The sequence below is a fragment of the Variovorax paradoxus genome (genome assembly GCF_030815975.1).
GTDB lineage: Bacteria > Pseudomonadota > Gammaproteobacteria > Burkholderiales > Burkholderiaceae_C > Variovorax > Variovorax paradoxus_N.
In genome coordinates this window covers 616,937-633,866 of the sequence record NZ_JAUSXL010000002.1, presented here as the reverse complement: position 1 = coordinate 633,866, position 16,930 = coordinate 616,937, and the positions used below count along the sequence as shown (strand labels likewise).

At 65.9% G+C, this 16,930-nt stretch carries 17 protein-coding genes and 1 tRNA gene; 13 read left to right on the top strand and 5 right to left on the bottom strand.

Translation table 11 applies throughout. The annotated features are described in order from the left end of the window. Positions 1-78 precede the first annotated feature (78 nt). The 8 genes from QFZ47_RS06750 (at position 79) to QFZ47_RS06715 (ending at position 9,327) form a co-directional block, all read left to right on the top strand. Positions 79-753, top strand: coding sequence for a Crp/Fnr family transcriptional regulator (locus tag QFZ47_RS06750; RefSeq protein WP_307654911.1), 675 nt, complete (start codon positions 79-81; stop codon positions 751-753). Positions 754-847: 94 nt separating this feature from the next. Then, entirely contained in the window at positions 848-3,247 is a 2,400-nt protein-coding gene (locus QFZ47_RS06745) for a DNA translocase FtsK (RefSeq protein ID WP_307654910.1), read from the top strand. Between the two features lie 152 nt (positions 3,248-3,399). Next, a complete protein-coding gene (gene lolA, locus QFZ47_RS06740) occupies positions 3,400-4,032 on the top strand; it encodes an outer membrane lipoprotein periplasmic chaperone LolA (protein ID WP_307654909.1) in 633 nt (210 codons plus the stop codon). Positions 4,033-4,057: 25 nt separating this feature from the next. Then, the gene (locus QFZ47_RS06735) at positions 4,058-5,350 is read left to right on the top strand and encodes a replication-associated recombination protein A (RefSeq protein WP_307654908.1); all 1,293 of its coding nucleotides are present in this window, start codon (positions 4,058-4,060) and stop codon (positions 5,348-5,350) included. Between the two features lie 239 nt (positions 5,351-5,589). Further along, on the top strand, positions 5,590-6,519 hold the full coding sequence (locus tag QFZ47_RS06730) for a branched-chain amino acid ABC transporter permease (RefSeq protein ID WP_307654907.1): 930 nt from the start codon (positions 5,590-5,592) through the stop codon (positions 6,517-6,519). A 13-nt stretch (positions 6,520-6,532) separates the two neighbouring features. Further along, on the top strand, positions 6,533-7,732 hold the full coding sequence (locus QFZ47_RS06725) for an ABC transporter permease subunit (RefSeq protein WP_307654906.1): 1,200 nt from the start codon (positions 6,533-6,535) through the stop codon (positions 7,730-7,732). 19 nt (positions 7,733-7,751) lie between these two features. Beyond that, complete coding sequence (locus QFZ47_RS06720) at positions 7,752-8,525, top strand: ABC transporter ATP-binding protein (protein ID WP_093024347.1); 774 nt, start codon at positions 7,752-7,754, stop codon at positions 8,523-8,525. A gap of 1 nt (position 8,526) precedes the next feature. Next, a complete protein-coding gene (locus tag QFZ47_RS06715) occupies positions 8,527-9,327 on the top strand; it encodes an ABC transporter ATP-binding protein (protein ID WP_307654905.1) in 801 nt (266 codons plus the stop codon). 12 nt (positions 9,328-9,339) lie between these two features. Here QFZ47_RS06715 and QFZ47_RS06710 read toward each other — a convergent pair whose 3' ends face one another. Together QFZ47_RS06710 and QFZ47_RS06705 are read right to left on the bottom strand one after the other, a co-directional pair. Continuing rightward, the gene (locus tag QFZ47_RS06710) at positions 9,340-10,314 is read right to left on the bottom strand and encodes a Bug family tripartite tricarboxylate transporter substrate binding protein (RefSeq protein WP_307654904.1); all 975 of its coding nucleotides are present in this window, start codon (positions 10,312-10,314) and stop codon (positions 9,340-9,342) included. A 21-nt stretch (positions 10,315-10,335) separates the two neighbouring features. Beyond that, positions 10,336-11,400, bottom strand: a complete 1,065-nt coding sequence (locus tag QFZ47_RS06705) for a CDP-6-deoxy-delta-3,4-glucoseen reductase (protein ID WP_307654903.1) — start codon at positions 11,398-11,400, stop codon at positions 10,336-10,338. A 55-nt stretch (positions 11,401-11,455) separates the two neighbouring features. Between QFZ47_RS06705 and QFZ47_RS06700 the strand changes: the two genes are divergently transcribed. Further along, on the top strand, positions 11,456-12,388 hold the full coding sequence (locus tag QFZ47_RS06700) for an SDR family oxidoreductase (RefSeq protein WP_307654902.1): 933 nt from the start codon (positions 11,456-11,458) through the stop codon (positions 12,386-12,388). Between the two features lie 4 nt (positions 12,389-12,392). Next, on the top strand, positions 12,393-13,019 hold the full coding sequence (locus tag QFZ47_RS06695; protein WP_307654901.1) for a DUF7002 family protein: 627 nt from the start codon (positions 12,393-12,395) through the stop codon (positions 13,017-13,019). 145 nt (positions 13,020-13,164) lie between these two features. Here the strand turns inward: QFZ47_RS06695 and QFZ47_RS06690 are convergent, their stop codons facing one another. Both QFZ47_RS06690 and QFZ47_RS06685 read right to left on the bottom strand, forming a co-directional pair. After that, positions 13,165-13,617, bottom strand: coding sequence for a hypothetical protein (locus QFZ47_RS06690; protein ID WP_307654900.1), 453 nt, complete (start codon positions 13,615-13,617; stop codon positions 13,165-13,167). Positions 13,618-14,036: 419 nt separating this feature from the next. Then, positions 14,037-14,121, bottom strand: a tRNA-Leu gene (locus QFZ47_RS06685). A gap of 130 nt (positions 14,122-14,251) precedes the next feature. Between QFZ47_RS06685 and cysM the strand changes: the two genes are divergently transcribed. From cysM to QFZ47_RS06670, 3 genes are read left to right on the top strand one after another with little or no spacing between them, the layout of a single operon-like run. After that, positions 14,252-15,154, top strand: a complete 903-nt coding sequence (gene cysM, locus QFZ47_RS06680) for a cysteine synthase CysM (protein WP_307575997.1) — start codon at positions 14,252-14,254, stop codon at positions 15,152-15,154. Between the two features lie 9 nt (positions 15,155-15,163). Next, a complete protein-coding gene (locus tag QFZ47_RS06675) occupies positions 15,164-15,742 on the top strand; it encodes an NUDIX hydrolase (RefSeq protein WP_307654899.1) in 579 nt (192 codons plus the stop codon). After that, positions 15,732-15,959 (top strand): sulfurtransferase TusA family protein, encoded by a 228-nt coding sequence (locus tag QFZ47_RS06670; RefSeq protein ID WP_307654898.1) that lies wholly within the window; start codon positions 15,732-15,734, stop codon positions 15,957-15,959. The genes QFZ47_RS06675 and QFZ47_RS06670 overlap by 11 nt, the downstream gene beginning before the upstream one ends. A gap of 45 nt (positions 15,960-16,004) precedes the next feature. Here QFZ47_RS06670 and galU read toward each other — a convergent pair whose 3' ends face one another. Next, positions 16,005-16,895 carry a UTP--glucose-1-phosphate uridylyltransferase GalU gene (gene galU / locus QFZ47_RS06665; RefSeq protein WP_307654897.1) on the bottom strand — a complete coding sequence of 297 codons (891 nt, stop codon included), beginning with the start codon at positions 16,893-16,895 and terminating at the stop codon, positions 16,005-16,007. Positions 16,896-16,930 lie beyond the last annotated feature (35 nt).

The window sequence follows — 16,930 nt, the reverse complement described above, 5'->3', positions numbered from 1 at the left end:
TTTTCAATGCGCGCGATTGTAGTAATCCATCGGGCCGATGATGGACGAGCTTGCGCGCGCAGTATCAGGGATTGATGAATGTCGATGCTGTCCAATCTTGAGCTGCTGCGGCGCGTTCCGCTGTTTGCCTCGCTCACGTCTTCGCAGTCCGCAAGCATCGCGGATGCGATCATCAAGAAGCGCTTCAAGCGAGCCGAAGTCATTGTCGAGCAGGGCAAGAAATCAGACGCGCTCTATATCATCCTGACCGGGCGCGCGCGCGTGACGAGCGCCGACAGCCGTGGACGCGAAGTGATCCTTGCGACGCTGCACCCCGGCGACTACATCGGCGAGATGAGCCTGATCGACGACGAGCCGCATTCGGCCACCGTGCGCACCGAGATCCAGTGCGACGTTCTCGTGCTGGGCCGGGATGCGTTCGCACGCTGCCTGCCGGAGAACTCCTCGATGGCCTACAACATCATGCGCGGCCTCGTGCAGCGCCTGCGCCATGCCGACCGCAAGATCGAGTCGCTGGCGCTGATGGACGTCTATGGACGCGTGGCGCGCTCGCTGCTCGAGTTCGCCATCGACGACGGAGCGGGCAACCTGAAGGTGCGCGACAAGATCTCGCGCCAGGATCTTGCGAAAATGGTGGGCGCCTCGCGCGAAATGGTGAGCCGCGTGATGAAGGATCTCGCGGAGCGCGGATTTGTCCAGACCCAGGACGACGGCTCCATGATCGTCAAGGACCGGCTTCTCTCCCTGACGTGAGCCGCCGGGCCCGGCGCTTCTGGCAGCCGCGTCCTTTTGTTGTAGTGTTCAGGCGCCCAGCCGCCGTTTCGAAGGATTGGGTGCCGCGTTTTTCATGACCTATTCGCTCAATACACTTCAATCTTCTTCAGCGGCCGAGGGGCAACCGGTGCGCATGCGTGCCATGCGCTTCGCCCATGAGATCACGCTGATCGCAGGCTTTGCGGGGCTCCTGTTCTGGCTGCTCGCCATGCTGAGCTTCACGCCCTCCGATGCGGCCTGGTCGACTTCCGGCACCGGCGGCGACATCAAGAACTGGGGCGGCCGCATCGGCGCCTGGCTGGCCGACGGCAGCTATTTTCTGGCGGGCTATTCGGTGTGGTGGTGCCTCGCGGCGGGCCTGCGGGCATGGCTCTCGTCACTGGCCAACTGGCTGCGCGGCGGCGAGGCTGCGCCGGCCGAGCAACCGGTGCGCGGACGCTTCAATCGCAGCCGCATGGCTTTCTGGTTCGGCCTTGTGCTGCTGCTGTGCGCGAGCACCGTGCTCGAGTGGTCGCGCCTGTACCGGCTCGAATTCCATCTGCCGGGTTCGGGCGGCGGCGCGCTGGGCTACCTGGTGGGTCCGGCCAGCGTGCGCTGGATGGGCTTTACCGGATCGGCACTGGTGGCCATTGCCGCCGGCGTGATCGGTTCGGCGCTGGTGTTCCGTTTCTCCTGGAGCCAGATCGCCGAGCGCATTGGCGCGCGGGCCTATTCGCTGTTCGAGTCGCGCCGCGAAAAGCGCGAGATGGCGGCCGACATCGCGATGGGCAAGCAGGCCGCTCGCGAGCGCGCCGAGGCCGAAGACCTGCCGTTCTCGCGCGCAGCGGCCGGCGGCGAGCTGGCGGATGCCGACGACGACGAAGAACTGCGCATCGAGCCGCGCCCGAAGCGCCGCGCAGCCTCGCCGCCGGTGCAGATCGAGCCCGCGATGACCGAGGTGCCCAGGAGCGATCGCGTCGTCAAGGAGCGCCAGAAGCCGCTCTTCAAGGAGCTGCCAGACAGCAAGCTGCCGCAGGTCGACCTGCTCGACGCCGCGCAGGTGCGCCAGGAAACGGTCTCGCCCGACACGCTCGAGATGACCTCGCGCATGATCGAGAAAAAGCTCAAGGATTTCGGCGTCGAGGTGCGCGTGGTGCTGGCCTCCCCGGGCCCGGTGATCACGCGCTACGAGATCGAGCCCGCCACGGGCGTCAAGGGTTCGCAGATCGTCGGCCTGGCCAAGGACCTTGCGCGCTCGCTCTCGCTGGTGTCGATCCGCGTGGTCGAAACCATTCCGGGCAAGAACTACATGGCGCTCGAGCTGCCGAACGCCAAGCGCCAGTCGATCAAGCTCAGCGAAATCCTCGGCTCGCAGGTCTACAACGAAGGCAAGTCGTTCCTGACGATGGGCCTGGGCAAGGACATCATCGGCAACCCCGTGGTGGCCGACCTCGCGAAGATGCCGCACGTGCTGGTGGCCGGTACCACCGGTTCGGGCAAGTCGGTCGGCATCAACGCAATGATCCTTTCGCTGCTCTACAAGGCCGAGGCACGCGACGTTCGCCTGCTCATGATCGACCCGAAGATGCTCGAAATGTCGGTCTACGAAGGCATTCCGCATCTGCTGGCGCCCGTGGTCACTGACATGCGCCAGGCCGCGCACGGCCTCAACTGGTGCGTGGCCGAGATGGAGCGGCGCTACAAGCTCATGAGCAAGCTGGGCGTGCGCAACCTGGCCGGCTACAACACCAAGATCGACGAAGCCAAGGCGCGCGAGGAGTTCATCTACAACCCCTTCAGCCTCACGCCCGACGATCCCGAGCCGCTCAAGCGCGAGCCGCACATCGTGGTCGTGATCGACGAGCTGGCCGACCTGATGATGGTGGTGGGCAAGAAGATCGAAGAACTCATCGCCCGCCTCGCGCAGAAGGCGCGCGCGGCCGGTATTCACCTGATTCTTGCCACGCAGCGGCCCAGCGTCGACGTGATCACCGGCCTCATCAAGGCCAACATTCCCACGCGCATCGCGTTCCAGGTATCGAGCAAGATCGACAGCCGCACCATCCTCGACCAGATGGGCGCCGAGGCGCTGCTCGGCATGGGCGACATGCTCTACATGCCCAGCGGCACGGGCCTTCCGATCCGCGTGCATGGCGCCTTCGTGAGCGACGAGGAAGTGCACCGCGTGGTGGCCTACCTCAAGAGCCAGGGCGAGCCCGACTACATCGAGGGCGTGCTCGAAGGCGGCACGGTCGATGGCGACGGCGACATGCTGGGCGAGGGCGGCGACGCCGAGAAGGACCCGATGTACGACCAGGCGGTCGAGGTGGTGCTCAAGAACCGCAAGGCCAGCATCTCGCTGGTGCAGCGCCACTTGAAGATCGGCTACAACCGCGCGGCGCGGCTGGTGGAAGACATGGAGAAGGCCGGCCTCGTCAGCGCCATGAGCGGCAGCGGCCAGCGCGAGATCCTGGTGCCGGCGCGCGCCGAATAGCCGGCAAATACCTGCGGACCCCGGCGTTACGCACTGACAGCCACTTTGCAAAAGCTGCAATAACGTTGCAAAACTTCATGAAGCCCCGCACATGGCGCAACGCGCAGCGGGGTATGGTCATGCCAACGCCATCGCTTCCCGAGGAACCCCAATTGAAAATTCGCCATTGGCTGTTGATCGGCCTCCTCTGTTCCGCCAACGCCTGGGCTGGCGGCCTTGAAAGCCTCGAGACCTTCGTGAAGACGGTCAAGTCCGGCCGCGCCGAGTTCACCCAGACCGTCACCGCGCCGCCGCGCGAAGGGCAGCCAGGCCGCACCAAGACCTCCACCGGCACCTTCGAGTTCCAGCGTCCCGGCAAATTCAAGTTCGACTACCAGAAGCCCTTCGCCCAGAGCATCGTGGCCGACGGCAAGACGCTGTGGCTCTACGACGCCGACCTGAACCAGGTCACGCAGCGCGCCCAGTCGCAGGCGCTGGGCTCCACGCCCGCTGCGCTGATTGCCGCGGCACCCGACCTGCGCGCGCTGCAGGCCGACTTCACGCTCGAGGCCGCGCCAGAGCGCGACGGCCTCCAGTGGGTCAAGGCCACGCCCAAGAACAAGGACGGCCAGTTGCAGAATGTGCAGGTCGGCTTCCAGGGCGACGCGCTGGCGGCGCTCGAGATTCTCGACAGCTTCGGACAGCGCTCGGTGCTCAAGTTCAGCAAGGTCGAAGTGAACCCGGCGCTCGGCGCCGGCGCGTTCGAATTCAAGGCGCCCGCCGGCGCCGACGTCATCAAGCAATAGCCGCAATCACATCACACAAGCAGGTTTGGCCACCAGTTCGCATCAACCCCTTGCCGAGCGCCTGCGTCCGAAGACGCTCGGCGAGGTCATTGGCCAGCAGCACCTGCTGGGGCCGGGCATGCCGCTGCGCATTGCCTTCGAATCGGGCCAGCCGCATTCGTGCATCCTCTGGGGGCCGCCCGGCACCGGCAAGACGACCATTGCGCGGCTGATGGCCGATGCCTTCGATGCGCAGTTCCTCAGCATCAGCGCCGTACTCGGCGGCGTGAAGGACATCCGCGATGCGGTCGAACGCGCCACGGCCGTGCGCGACGGCCTGGAGCAGCGGCGCACGATTGTCTTCGTCGACGAGGTGCACCGCTTCAACAAGAGCCAGCAGGACGCGTTCCTGCCGCATGTGGAATCGGGCCTGTTCACCTTCATCGGCGCGACCACCGAGAACCCGTCGTTCGAGGTCAACTCGGCCCTGCTTTCGCGCGCGGCCGTGTACGTGCTGCAGCCGCTCACCGAGGCCGACCTCAAGCAGATCGTGGCCAAGGCGCAGGCCATCCAGGCCGTTCCGGCCATCGAGGATGCAGCCATCGACCGGCTCGTCGCCTATGCCGATGGCGATGCGCGGCGCCTGCTCAATACGCTGGAGACGCTGGCCGTCGCGGCCCGCGCCGAGAAGCTCGGCGAAATCACCGACGAATGGCTGCTGCGCGTGCTCGGCGAGCGCATGCGGCGCTACGACAAGGGCGGCGAGCAGTTCTACGACACCATCAGCGCGCTGCACAAGTCGGTGCGCGGCAGCGATCCCGACGCCTCGCTCTACTGGTTCGTGCGCATGCTCGACGGTGGCGCCGATCCGCGCTACATGGCGCGCCGGCTGGTGCGCATGGCCAGCGAGGACATCGGCTTGGCCGATCCGCGCGCGCTTCGGCTGGCGCTCGACGCTGCCGAGGTCTACGAGCGCCTCGGCACGCCAGAAGGCGAACTCGCGCTGGCCGAGTGCGTGGTCTACCTGGCGATGGCCCCCAAGTCGAACGCGGTCTACACCGCCTACAACGCCGTGCGCGCGCTCATCAAGAAGGACAGCACGCGCCCCGTGCCGATGCACCTGCGCAACGCGCCCACCCAGCTCATGAAGGACCTCGACTACGGCAAGGGCTATCGGTATGCGCACGACGAGGAGGGCGGCTTTGCCGCCGGCGAGCGCTACTTGCCCGATGGTCTCGAGGGCCAGGTTTTCTACCAGCCCGTCGAGCGCGGGCTCGAAATCCGCATCGCGGAAAAACTGCGCGAGCTTCGCCGCCGGAACAGCCAGCGCGAGGAGTGATACGCCTTTTCACCATGCGCGTACGCCATGCATGACTTCACTCGCATACAGCATGGCTTGAGCGGGTAAACCCCGGGCAAGGCGCACCAAATCGGCGCTGGCGGGTGCTTACAATCCCGCCCACAAATCAGCCAGCGACACATGTTGGCTGGTTTTTTGCTTATCAAGCCAAGGCGCCAAACCGGTGCCACGGTGGGTGAACGGCACCCCGCAACGGTGCAACAAATAGGGAACGCGTTATGGAAATATTGCTGCAGCAGATCATCAACGGTCTGGTCCTCGGCAGCATGTATGCCTTGATAGCCTTGGGCTACACCATGGTGTACGGCATCATCAATCTGATCAATTTTGCGCACGGCGAAGTGCTGATGGTGGGGGCGCTCACGAGCTGGACCATCATCGGGCTCATGAAGGAGTCGATGCCCGGCACGCCGGGCTGGCTGGTCCTCATCATCGCGCTGATCATTGCCTGCATCGTTGCAGCCACGCTCAACTTCGTGATCGAGAAGGTCGCCTACCGGCCGCTTCGCAACAGCCCCAAGCTCGCGCCGCTCATCACGGCCATCGGCATGTCGATCCTGCTGCAGACGCTGGCCATGATCATCTGGAAGCCCACCAACAAGGCCTATCCCAACCTGCTGTCGACCACGCCCATCGAGGTGGCTGGCGCGGTGATCTCGCCCACGCAGGTCATGATCCTGAGCGTCACGGCCTTTTCGCTCGTGGTGCTGATGTGGCTGGTCAACTACACCAAGCTCGGCCGCGCGATGCGCGCCACCGCCGAGAACCCGCGCGTCGCGGCGCTCATGGGCATCCGGCCCGACATGGTCATTTCGGCCACCTTCATCATCGGCGCCGTGCTCGCAGCCATCGCGGGCGTCATGTACGCCTCCAACTACGGCATCGCGCAGCACGCGATGGGCTTCCTGCCCGGCCTCAAGGCCTTCACCGCGGCGGTGTTCGGCGGCATCGGCAACCTGGCCGGCGCGGTGGTCGGCGGCATCCTGCTCGGGCTGATCGAGGCCATCGGCTCCGGCTACATCGGTTCGCTGACCGGCGGCGTGCTGGGCAGCAACTACAGCGACATCTTCGCTTTCATCGTGTTGATCGTCATGCTCACGCTGCGGCCCTCGGGCCTGCTGGGCGAGCGCGTGGCGGATCGGGCCTGAAGAGCAGCACACCATGAAAAACAGCAAGAACCTCGCGCTCTATGTTCTCGGCGTCGTCGCCGTGCTCGCGCTGCCCATCTTCCTGCAGAGCCAGGGCAACGCCTGGGTGCGCATCGCCGACATCGCGCTGCTCTACGTGATGCTCTCGCTCGGCCTGAACATCGTCGTCGGCTACGCCGGCCTGCTCGACCTGGGCTACGTGGCCTTCTTCGCGATCGGGGCCTACCTGTTCGCGCTCATGGGCTCGTCGCACCTGACCGAGACCTTTCCCTGGTTCAAGGCGATGTTCCCGAACGGGCTGCACACCTCGCTGCTCATCGTGGTACCGCTGGCGCTCGTGGTGGCCGGCTGCCTCGGCGTGCTGCTGGGCGCGCCCACGCTCAAGCTGCGCGGCGACTACCTGGCCATCGTGACGCTCGGCTTCGGCGAGATCATCCGGGTGTTCCTGAACAACCTCGACCAGCCGATCAACATCACCAACGGGCCCAAGGGCATCACCGCCATCGACTCCATCAAGTTCTGGGGGCTCGACCTCGGCAAGGCATGGAAGTTCGACGGCTTCACGATCTCGTCGGTCACGCTCTACTACTACCTGTTCCTTGCGCTGGTGGTCGCCACGATCATCATTTCGCACCGCCTGCAGATGTCGCGCATCGGGCGCGCCTGGATGGCCATCCGCGAAGACGAGATCGCGGCCAAGGCCATGGGCATCAACACCCGCAACATGAAGCTCCTGGCCTTCGGCATGGGCGCCAGCTTCGGCGGCGTGTCGGGCGCCATGTTCGCGGCCTTCCAGGGCTTCGTCTCGCCCGAGTCGTTCAGCCTCATGGAGTCGGTGATGATCGTCGCCATGGTGGTGCTGGGCGGCATCGGCCATCTGCCGGGCGTGATTCTCGGCGCCGTGCTGCTGGCCGCCTTGCCCGAGGTGCTGCGCTACGTGGCCGGCCCGCTGCAGGCCATGACCGACGGCCGCCTCGACGCGTCCATCCTGCGCCAGCTCTTCATCGCGCTGGCCATGATCATCATCATGCTGGTGCGTCCGCGCGGCCTCTGGCCCTCGCCCGAGCATGGCAAGACATTGCAGCGCAAGGGGGCCGCCGCCCCCGGCGCACCGGTTGCGCCCGGTTCGCTCCAGACCCATGCGCCGGGCATCGAGACGCCGGCGGACGAACTGCCGGGCGACGCTTCGCGTCCCATGTCGATCAATCCGTGAGCCGAAGGAAACCATCAACATGACGACAGACACCATCCTCGACGTCCGCGGAATCTCCAAGCGCTTCGGCGGCCTGCAGGCTCTTTCCGACGTCGGCATCACCATCAAGCGCGGCCAGGTCTATGGCCTGATCGGCCCCAACGGCGCCGGCAAGACCACGTTCTTCAACGTGATCACCGGTCTCTACACGCCCGACAGCGGCAGCTTCGAGCTCGCCGGCAAGCCCTACCAGCCCACGGCCGTGCATGAAGTGGCCAAGGCCGGCATTGCGCGCACCTTCCAGAACATCCGCCTGTTCTCCGAAATGACGGCGCTCGAGAACGTCATGGTGGGACGCCACATCCGCACCCATTCGGGCGTGTTCGGCGCCATGCTGCGCACCCCTTCGTTCAAGGCCGAGGAAAAGGCCATTGCCGAACGCGCGCAGGAGCTGCTCGACTACGTGGGCATCGGCAAGTTCGCCGACTACAAGGCGCGCACCCTGTCGTACGGCGACCAGCGCCGGCTCGAGATTGCACGCGCGCTGGCCACCGACCCGCAGCTCATTGCGCTCGACGAGCCCGCCGCCGGCATGAACACGACCGAGAAGGTGCTGCTGCGCGAACTGATCGACCGCATCCGCAAGGACGACCGCACCATTCTCATCATCGAACACGACGTCAAGCTCATCATGGGCCTGTGCGACCGCGTCACCGTGCTCGACTACGGCAAGCAGATCGCCGAAGGCACGCCGTACGACGTGCAGAAGAACGAAAAGGTGATCGAGGCCTACCTCGGCACCGGAGGACACTGAAATGGCGACGACGACGATGACGAGCACAGAAGAAGCAAACACGGCAACGGCAACTGCAACCCCGCCGAAGACCGCGGCCAACGCCACCGGCAAGACGCTGCTCAAGGTCAGCGGACTGAAGGTCGGCTACGGCGGCATCCAGGCGGTGAAGGGCGTGGACTTCGAGGTCCATGAAGGCGAACTGGTGTCGCTGATCGGCTCCAACGGCGCCGGCAAGACCACCACGATGAAGGCGATCACCGGCACTCTGCCGGCAGGTGCCGGCACCATCGAATTCCTGGGCCGCAACATCAAGGGCCGCGGTGCGTGGGACCTGGTGGGCGAGGGCCTCGTGATGGTGCCCGAAGGCCGCGGCGTCTTCACGCGCATGACGATCACCGAGAACCTGCAGATCGGCGCCTACATCCGCAAGGACAAGGCCGAGATTGCGAGCGACATGGAACGCGTGTTCGTGACCTTCCCGCGCTTGCGCGAGCGCAAGGACCAGCTCGCGGGCACCATGTCGGGCGGCGAACAGCAGATGCTGGCCATGGGCCGCGCGCTCATGGCGCGCCCCAAGGTGCTGCTGCTCGACGAGCCCACCATGGGCCTGTCGCCGATCATGTGCGACAAGATCTTCGAGGTGGTCCAGACCGTGGCCGCGCAGGGCGTCACGATCCTGCTGGTGGAGCAGAACGCCAACCGCGCGCTGCAGCTGGCCGACCGCGGCTACGTGATGGAGTCGGGGCTCATCACGATGACGGGTGACGCCAAGGATCTGCTGAGCGACCCGCGCGTGCGTGCCGCCTACCTAGGAGAGTAGCCCCGGCGCAGGTCAGTCGACCCTGGCGCCGGTCGCCTTCACGACGGCTTCGTACTTGGAGAGCTCGCTCTTCATGAACGCGCCGAACTGCTCGGGCGAACTGGCCACTGGCTCGGCCAGCAGCGTGGCGAAACGCGTCTTCGTTTCCGGTGCATTCAGCGCCGCAACGAAGGCCTGGTTGAGCTTCACGACCACCTCGTGCGGCGTGCCGGCCGGTGCGACCAGGCCCCACCAGGTGTCGATCGAAAAGCCCTTGAGCGTGTCGGCCACCGGCGGCAGCTCGGGCATGGCGCTGCTGCGCTGCAAGGTCGTGACGGCAATCGCCTTGAGCTTGCCCGAGCGGATGTTCGGCGCCGCCGTGGCAAGGTTGTCGAAGTTGAAGTCGACCTGGCCCGAGAGCAGCGCCAGCTGTGCCGGATTGCCACCGTTGTAAGGGATGTGCAGCGCGAAGATGCCGGCCTGCTTCTTGAACAGCTCGCCCGCGAGGTGCCCGGCGCTGCCGTTGCCGCCGCTGCCGTAGTTGAGCTTGGCGGGGTTGGCCTTGGCATAGCGGATCAGGTCGGCCACGGTATTGATCTTCAGGCGCTGCGCCGTTTCCGCGTTCATCACCAGCACGTTCGGCACGCGCACCATCTGTGTGATGGGCGCAAAGTCGGTCGCCGCGTTGAACGGGATCTTGCTGTAGAGCCACGGATTGACCGCGTGTGTGGCCGTGGCTGCAATGCCGATCGTGAGGCCGTCCGGCGGCGCCTTGGCCACGATGTCGGCCCCGATGTTGCCGCCCGCGCCGGGCTTGTTGTCGATGATGACCGGGCCCAGGGTGTCCTTCACGCGTTCGGCCAGCATGCGGGCCGTCACGTCGATGGGGCCGCCGGCGGCGTAGGGCACCACGAGGCGGACCGGGCGCTGCTGCTGGGCGGCAATCGGGCCGGTGGCGAGCAGCGTGACGCTTGCCAGCAGGGTGAGGAGGAAGTGTCTCGTTTTCATTGTTCTGTTTTTCTCAAGGAATCACGGCAGCGCCTTGTCTGCTTCTGTGGTGAATGCATCGGCAAAGAACTCTTCGTCGGGCAGGCCCGCGAGCGCCACGTAGTCGCGCCGGGCCGAGTCGACCACGATCGGCGCGCCGCAGGCATAGACCTGGTGGCCCGAAAGGTCGGCAAAGTCTTCCAGCACCGCGCGATGCACGAAGCCCGTGCGGCCGCTCCAGTTGTCTTCCGGCGTGGCGTTGGAAACCACCGGCACGTAGCGCAGGTTCGGCATTTCCTTCTGCTGTTCGCGCACCCAGGCATCCATGTAGAGGTCTTCGGGGCGGCGGCCGCCCCAGTAGAGCGCGGCGGGCCGGTCGAGCCCCAAGAACTTCATGTGCTCGAGCAGCGCCTTGATGGGTGCGAAGCCGGTGCCCGAAGCCAGCAGGATCATCGGCTTGGCCGAATCCTCGCGCAGGAAGAAGCTGCCGTAGGGGCCTTCGATGCGGAGGATTTCCTTTTCCTTCATGGCGCCGAACACGTGGTCGGTGAACTTGCCGCCCGGCAGATGCCGCAGGTGCAGCTCGATGCCCGTGCCCGGCTCGGCCAGCGTGTGCGGCGCATTGGCCATCGAATAGCTGCGGCGCGCGCCGTCGCGCAGGATGAACTCCACATACTGGCCCGCATGGAACTGCAGCGGCTCGCCGGCCGGCAGCTGCAGGCGCAGCTTCATCACGTCGTGCGACAGCCGCGTGAGCGCCAGCACCCGCACCGGCATCTTGCGGATCGGCAGGGCGCCGGCCTCGGTGACCTGGCGCGATTCGAGCACCACGTCGCTCTTGGCATGGGCGCAGCAGGTGAGCACGAAGCCCGCCAGCTGCTCTTCGGCGCTCAGCGCCTTGCTCTGGTGCGGACCGAGCTCGACCTCGCCCGAGAGCTTCCTGCACTTGCACGAGCCGCAGGCGCCGTCCTTGCAGCCATAGGGAAGGCCAATGCCCTGCCGGATGCCGGCCGCGAGAATGGTTTCGTCGCCATGCACCACGAAATGACGCCCGCTGGGCTCGACGGTGATGGAAAAGCCCGCGTCATGCGGCGCTGCAACAGTCATCGGTATTCTTCGGCTTGTTTCAGCCTGGGTCTGAAAAGGGAAAGGAAAACGGATTTTGCCTTCAATCAATAGCCCTTCCGGCGCGCTGCCGGCGCGCTTTCGCCGCGAACGCCTGCTGATCGTGGGCTGCGGCGACGTCGGCCAGCGCGTGGCGCGCAGCCTGCGCGGCCGCGTGCAGCTGGTGGCGCTCACTTCATCGAGCGAACGGGTGCCGGCCCTGCGCGCCGCCGGCATCCGTCCGCTCGTGGGCAATCTGGACGATCCGGCCACGCTGCGCCGCCTGGCTGGCGTGGCCACCCGCGTGTTGCACCTGGCGCCTCCAGCCCGCGACGGCGGCGCCGCTTGGTGGCGCGACCAGCGCACCACCGCACTGGCGCGCGCGCTGCGGCTGCGCTCCGTGCCGCTTGCATTCGTCTATGGCTCCACCAGCGGCGTCTATGGCGACTGCGGCGGCGCGCGGGTGAGCGAAACGCGGCCCGTGCGGCCCGACACACCGCGCGCCCACCGCCGCGTGGACGCCGAGCGCGCGGTGCGCTGGCTCGGCCGCAGCGCAGGCGTGCGCGCCAGCATCCTGCGCATCCCGGGCATCTATGCGCCCGACCGCGAGGGCGGCACGCCGCGCCAGCGGCTCGCGCGCGGCACGCCGGTGCTCCGGCGCGAGGACGACGTGTTCACCAGCCACATCCATGCCGACGATCTCGCGCGGGCCTGCGTGGCGGCGCTGTTCCGCGGGCGGCCGCAGCGCATCGTGCATGCCTCGGACGACACCGAGCTGCGCATGGGCGACTACATCGACCTGGCAGCCGATCTGTATGGCATGCCGCGCCCCCCGCGCGTGGCGCGCGAGGAAGCCCAGCGCCAGCTGCCGCTGCAATTGCTGAGTTTCATGGGCGAATCGCGCCGGCTCGACAACACGCGGCTCAAGCGCGAGCTGCGCGTGCGGCTCGCGCACCCGACGGTGCACACCGGCCTCCGTGAAGCAGCCTGAAGCCGTGCCGAACCTGCCCGCCAAGGCTTTTCATTTCGTCGATGCAGCCAACTGGGCGGCGGTGCAGCAGCAGGGGCTGTGCAGCACCGACGAGTTGCTGCGCCGCGGCGCCTTCGACACCGAGGTCGAAGCCCTGGTGCGTGCCCACCGGCCGGAAGGCGTCACGCTGCCCGACGGCCGCTACATCCGCGACCAGCAGCCCATGCCGCCCCGGGCGCTGGCGCGCTGCCTCGACCCCGGCCTGGCGCCGGCCGACTGGTACGGCCTGCTCAACGGCTGCGTGTTCTTCTGGCTGGACGCCGAGAGGGTGCAGCGCCATCGTGCCGCTCTGCGCGGCCGGCCGCAGGTGCTGCTGACTTTCGATGCGCTTGCGCTGGCCGCCGCCCACGCGGATGTCGCGCACCTCACGCCATTCAACATCGGAAGCGCCGTGCGCAAGGCCGCGCCGCGTGGACTGCGCACGCTGGTGCCGCTGGGGCAATGGCAGGCGAAGGGCTGGGCGTCGGAGGCGCTGTCGGGGCAGACGGCGCGGGCTGCAAGCCATCGGCCGGCAGAACTGGTCTTGCGCGCCGCAGCAGTACCGGACGCGATGCGCCATGTCACGGCAACCGAAATGATCGGGGCTGCGTGAGGGCAGGCAAGACAGAGGAGAGGAGTGGTGCCCGGGGGCCGGAATCGGCTCTCGGCACCGCCGGGCGCCACCATCACCTTGCACACGCCGCGGCCATAGCGATCAGCCTTGGCTTGGACGGCAGTGGCCAGTCTGCGCGTCGGGTTCAGACGGCAATGTACTCGACCGCGCCGGTGTCGCCGTCCAGGATCATGTCGTAGGGATACCAGTAGATCTGCTCGTCGCCGTAGTCGTCGACATAGCTGTACCCGATGTATGTCATTCCCAGGTACGTGTCTTGAACCTGGATGAAGGTGGCGTACTGCATTCCGTCCGCCCGGGCCATCTTCTTGTTCGTCTTGTATTTCTTGACCGGCAGGTCGCCCTTGTTTGCATGCTTGACGTGGAACGCAGCGATCTTTGTGTCTTTGATGTCCACGGAGACCGTGTGCGGCCCTTTCTTGTCGACGACGTGCTGGCCGTTGCTCTTGAGCTTGTCGCCCACCAATTTCGCGCCATTGTGCTGGTGATGCTTTGCCTTGGCGAAGCTCGCATCGATAAAGCCGAATACGCCGGAAAGGACGAGGCCGGTGGTCAGAAGACGTCTTGTGTGGTTCATTTTCGATTCTCCTTGCCGAGCTTGACTGTCGCGATGCGCGAGTCAGCGCCGAGCATCAAAGTTCTGCTCTGCTCAAGCGAGCCCGGATGTAGGACCTGGGGTGGCGTGTGCGCGGGCCGGCATCCAGCGGAAATCGAGGCGTTGAACCTGCGACCACTGATACGCGCTGGTGACTCGATGACACGCACAGCGCAGTTGCTCACGACCGGGCCGGCTCCAACGCACCGGTGGCGTGAGTCGGGCAAGAGAAGGGCAGCCGGGTAAAAGAGAGAGAGAGGCGATCGTGGTGGCGGTCGAAGCGGCGAATCAATAAACCTCCTGCGGGAGGTTTTCAATTTGCGGAACACGTCGCGCAACAGATGCGGAACGCGGTTGGAGCAATGTTGGCGAACACTATCGCCAAATACGCCGTGTCGACGTGGTGCCCGGGGCCGGAATCGAACCGGCACACCTTTCGGTGGGGGATTTTGAGTCCCCTGCGTCTACCAATTTCACCACCCGGGCAGGGTTCTGAACGAAGCCCAAAATTATGGCACAGTGGCAATATGAATTGCCCCCACGCTCATCACTTCGTGTATTCGCTGCCCCCCGAGGGGGCGCTCAACGTCCTTTGGGCGGCCATGCGGGCGTTGCCATGAATTATCCGACGATCGAAGACGCCATCGGCAAGACCCCCCTGGTGGCACTGCAACGCATCGATGCGGCCGAAAACGCCAAGCGCGGCAACGTGATCCTCGGCAAGCTCGAAGGCAACAATCCCGCGGGTTCCGTCAAAGACCGTCCCGCGCTCTCGATGATCAAGCGCGCCGAGGAGCGCGGCGAAATCAAGCCGGGCGACACGCTGATCGAAGCCACCTCGGGCAACACCGGCATCGCGCTGGCCATGGCTGCGGCCATCAAGGGCTACCGCATGGTGCTGATCATGCCGGAGGACCTGTCCGTGGAGCGCGCCCAGACCATGAAGGCCTTTGGCGCCGAGCTGGTGCTCACGCCCAAGAGCGGCGGCATGGAATACGCGCGCGACCTGGCCGAACAGATGGTGGCGCAGGGCAAGGGCCGGGTGCTCGACCAGTTCGCCAACGCCGACAACCCGCGCATCCACTACGAGACCACCGGTCCCGAGATCTGGGCCGATACCAAGGGCAAGATCACGCATTTCGTGAGCGCCATGGGCACCACCGGCACCATCACCGGCGTCTCTCGCTTTCTGAAGGAAAAGAATCCCGCGGTGCGCATCATCGGCGCGCAGCCGGCCGAGGGCTCGCGCATCCCGGGCATCCGCAAGTGGCCGACCGAATACCTGCCCAAGATCTACGAGCCGAGCCGGGTCGATGAAGAAATCAGCGTGAGCCAGGACAACGCCGAAGAGATGTGCCGGCGCCTCGCGCGCGAAGAGGGCATCTTCGGCGGCATCTCGGCGGCTGGCGCGCTCTGGGTGGCGCTCGAGGTTGCCAAGACGGTCGAGAACGCGACCATCGTGTTCGTGGTGTGCGACCGCGGCGACCGCTATCTTTCGACCGGCGTGTTCCCCGCCTGATCGAAGCCCATGCCCCATCCCAAGTTCTGCCAGGCCTGCGCCACGCCGCTCGAATGGATCGCGCTGATGGAAGACGGCGGTCCCAAGGAGCGCCTGCGCTGCCCGTCCTGCGGCCACACGCACTGGAACAATCCGACGCCGGTGCTCGCGGCCATCGTCGAATACCGCGGGCAGGTGCTGCTGGCGCGCAACGCCGCCTGGCCGGTGAAGATGTACGCACTGATCACCGGCTTCATGGAGGCCGGCGAAACGCCCGAAGAAGGCATTGCGCGCGAGGTCAAGGAAGAAACCAATCTCGACGTGAGCGCGAGCAAGCTCGTCGGCGCGTACGACTTCCAGCGCATGAACCAGATCATCATCGCCTACCACGTGGTGGCCGATGGCGAGGTGAAGCTTTCGCCCGAGCTGCTGGACTACCGCCTCTACGACTTGCCCGACCTCAAGTGCTGGCCCGCGGGCACCGGCTATGCGCTGGCCGACTGGCTGCGTACCCGGGGGCACGAGCCGGTGTTCTTTACCGCGGCGGAAAACGAGGAGCGGCGGCGCGGCTTGAACCTTCCGCCCGAGGAGCCGAAGAATGCAGATTGACCGCGAACTCGACACACGGGGCCTGAACTGCCCGCTGCCCATTCTCAAGGCAAAGAAATCGCTCAACGACATGGCGAGCGGCCAGCTGCTGAAGGTGGTGTCGACCGACCCGGGCTCGCTGCGCGACTTCCAGGCCTTTGCGCGGCAGACCGGCAACGAGCTGGTCGATCAGCAGACGATCGGCAGCGACTTCATCCATGTGCTGAAGCGGCGCTGACCACCACACCAGAAAAGAGAAGGGCCCCGTCGGGGCCCTTTTGCTTCAGAGCTCCAGGCTCTTGAGGTATTCGCGGAACTGCGCGCCGACTTCGGGGTGCGCCAGCGCAAGCTCCACCGAGGCTTGCAGGAAGCCTTCCTTGCTGCCGCAGTCGTAGCGGATGCCCTTGTAGGCATAGGCGTAGACCGACTCCTTCTTCATGAGCGCCGCGATGCCGTCGGTGAGCTGGATCTCGCCGCCCGCGCCCTTGGGCTGGTTGCGGATCTCGTTGAACACGCCGGGCGTAAGGATGTAGCGGCCCGCCACGCCGAGGCGCGAGGGGGCCTTGTCGGGCGAGGGCTTCTCGATCATGCGATCGACCTTCACGAGACCGTCGCCGATGGATTCGCCGGCCACGATGCCGTAGCGCTTGACGTGCTCCAGCGGCACTTCCTGCACCGCGAGCAGCGAAGCACCGAGCTTGCCGAAGGCGGCCGTCATTTGCGCGAGCACCGGTTCACCGCCAGGAGGGCCGACCATCAGGTCGTCGGCCAGCAGCACGGCGAAGGGCTCGTTGCCCACCAGGTGTTCGGCGCACAGCACCGCATGGCCGAGCCCCAGCATGCGCGGCTGGCGCACGTAGGAGCAGGTCATGTCGTCGGGCATGACCGAGCGCGCGATGTTGAGCAGTTCGAGCTTGCCGCTGGCCTCGAGCTGGCTCTCGAGTTCGTAGGCGGTGTCGTAGTGGTCTTCGATGGCACGTTTGTTTCGGCCAGTTACGAAAATCATGTCGCGAATGCCCGCCGCGTAGGCTTCCTCAACCGCGTACTGGATGAGTGGCTTGTCGACAACCGGCAGCATTTCCTTGGGCTGCGCCTTGGTGGCGGGCAGAAAGCGGGTGCCGAAACCTGCAACAGGAAATACGGCCTTGCGGATGCGTGTCGAGGGAGTGGGCATGGGCAATTTGGGCGTCTGTTCGTTCAGTTGAAGAA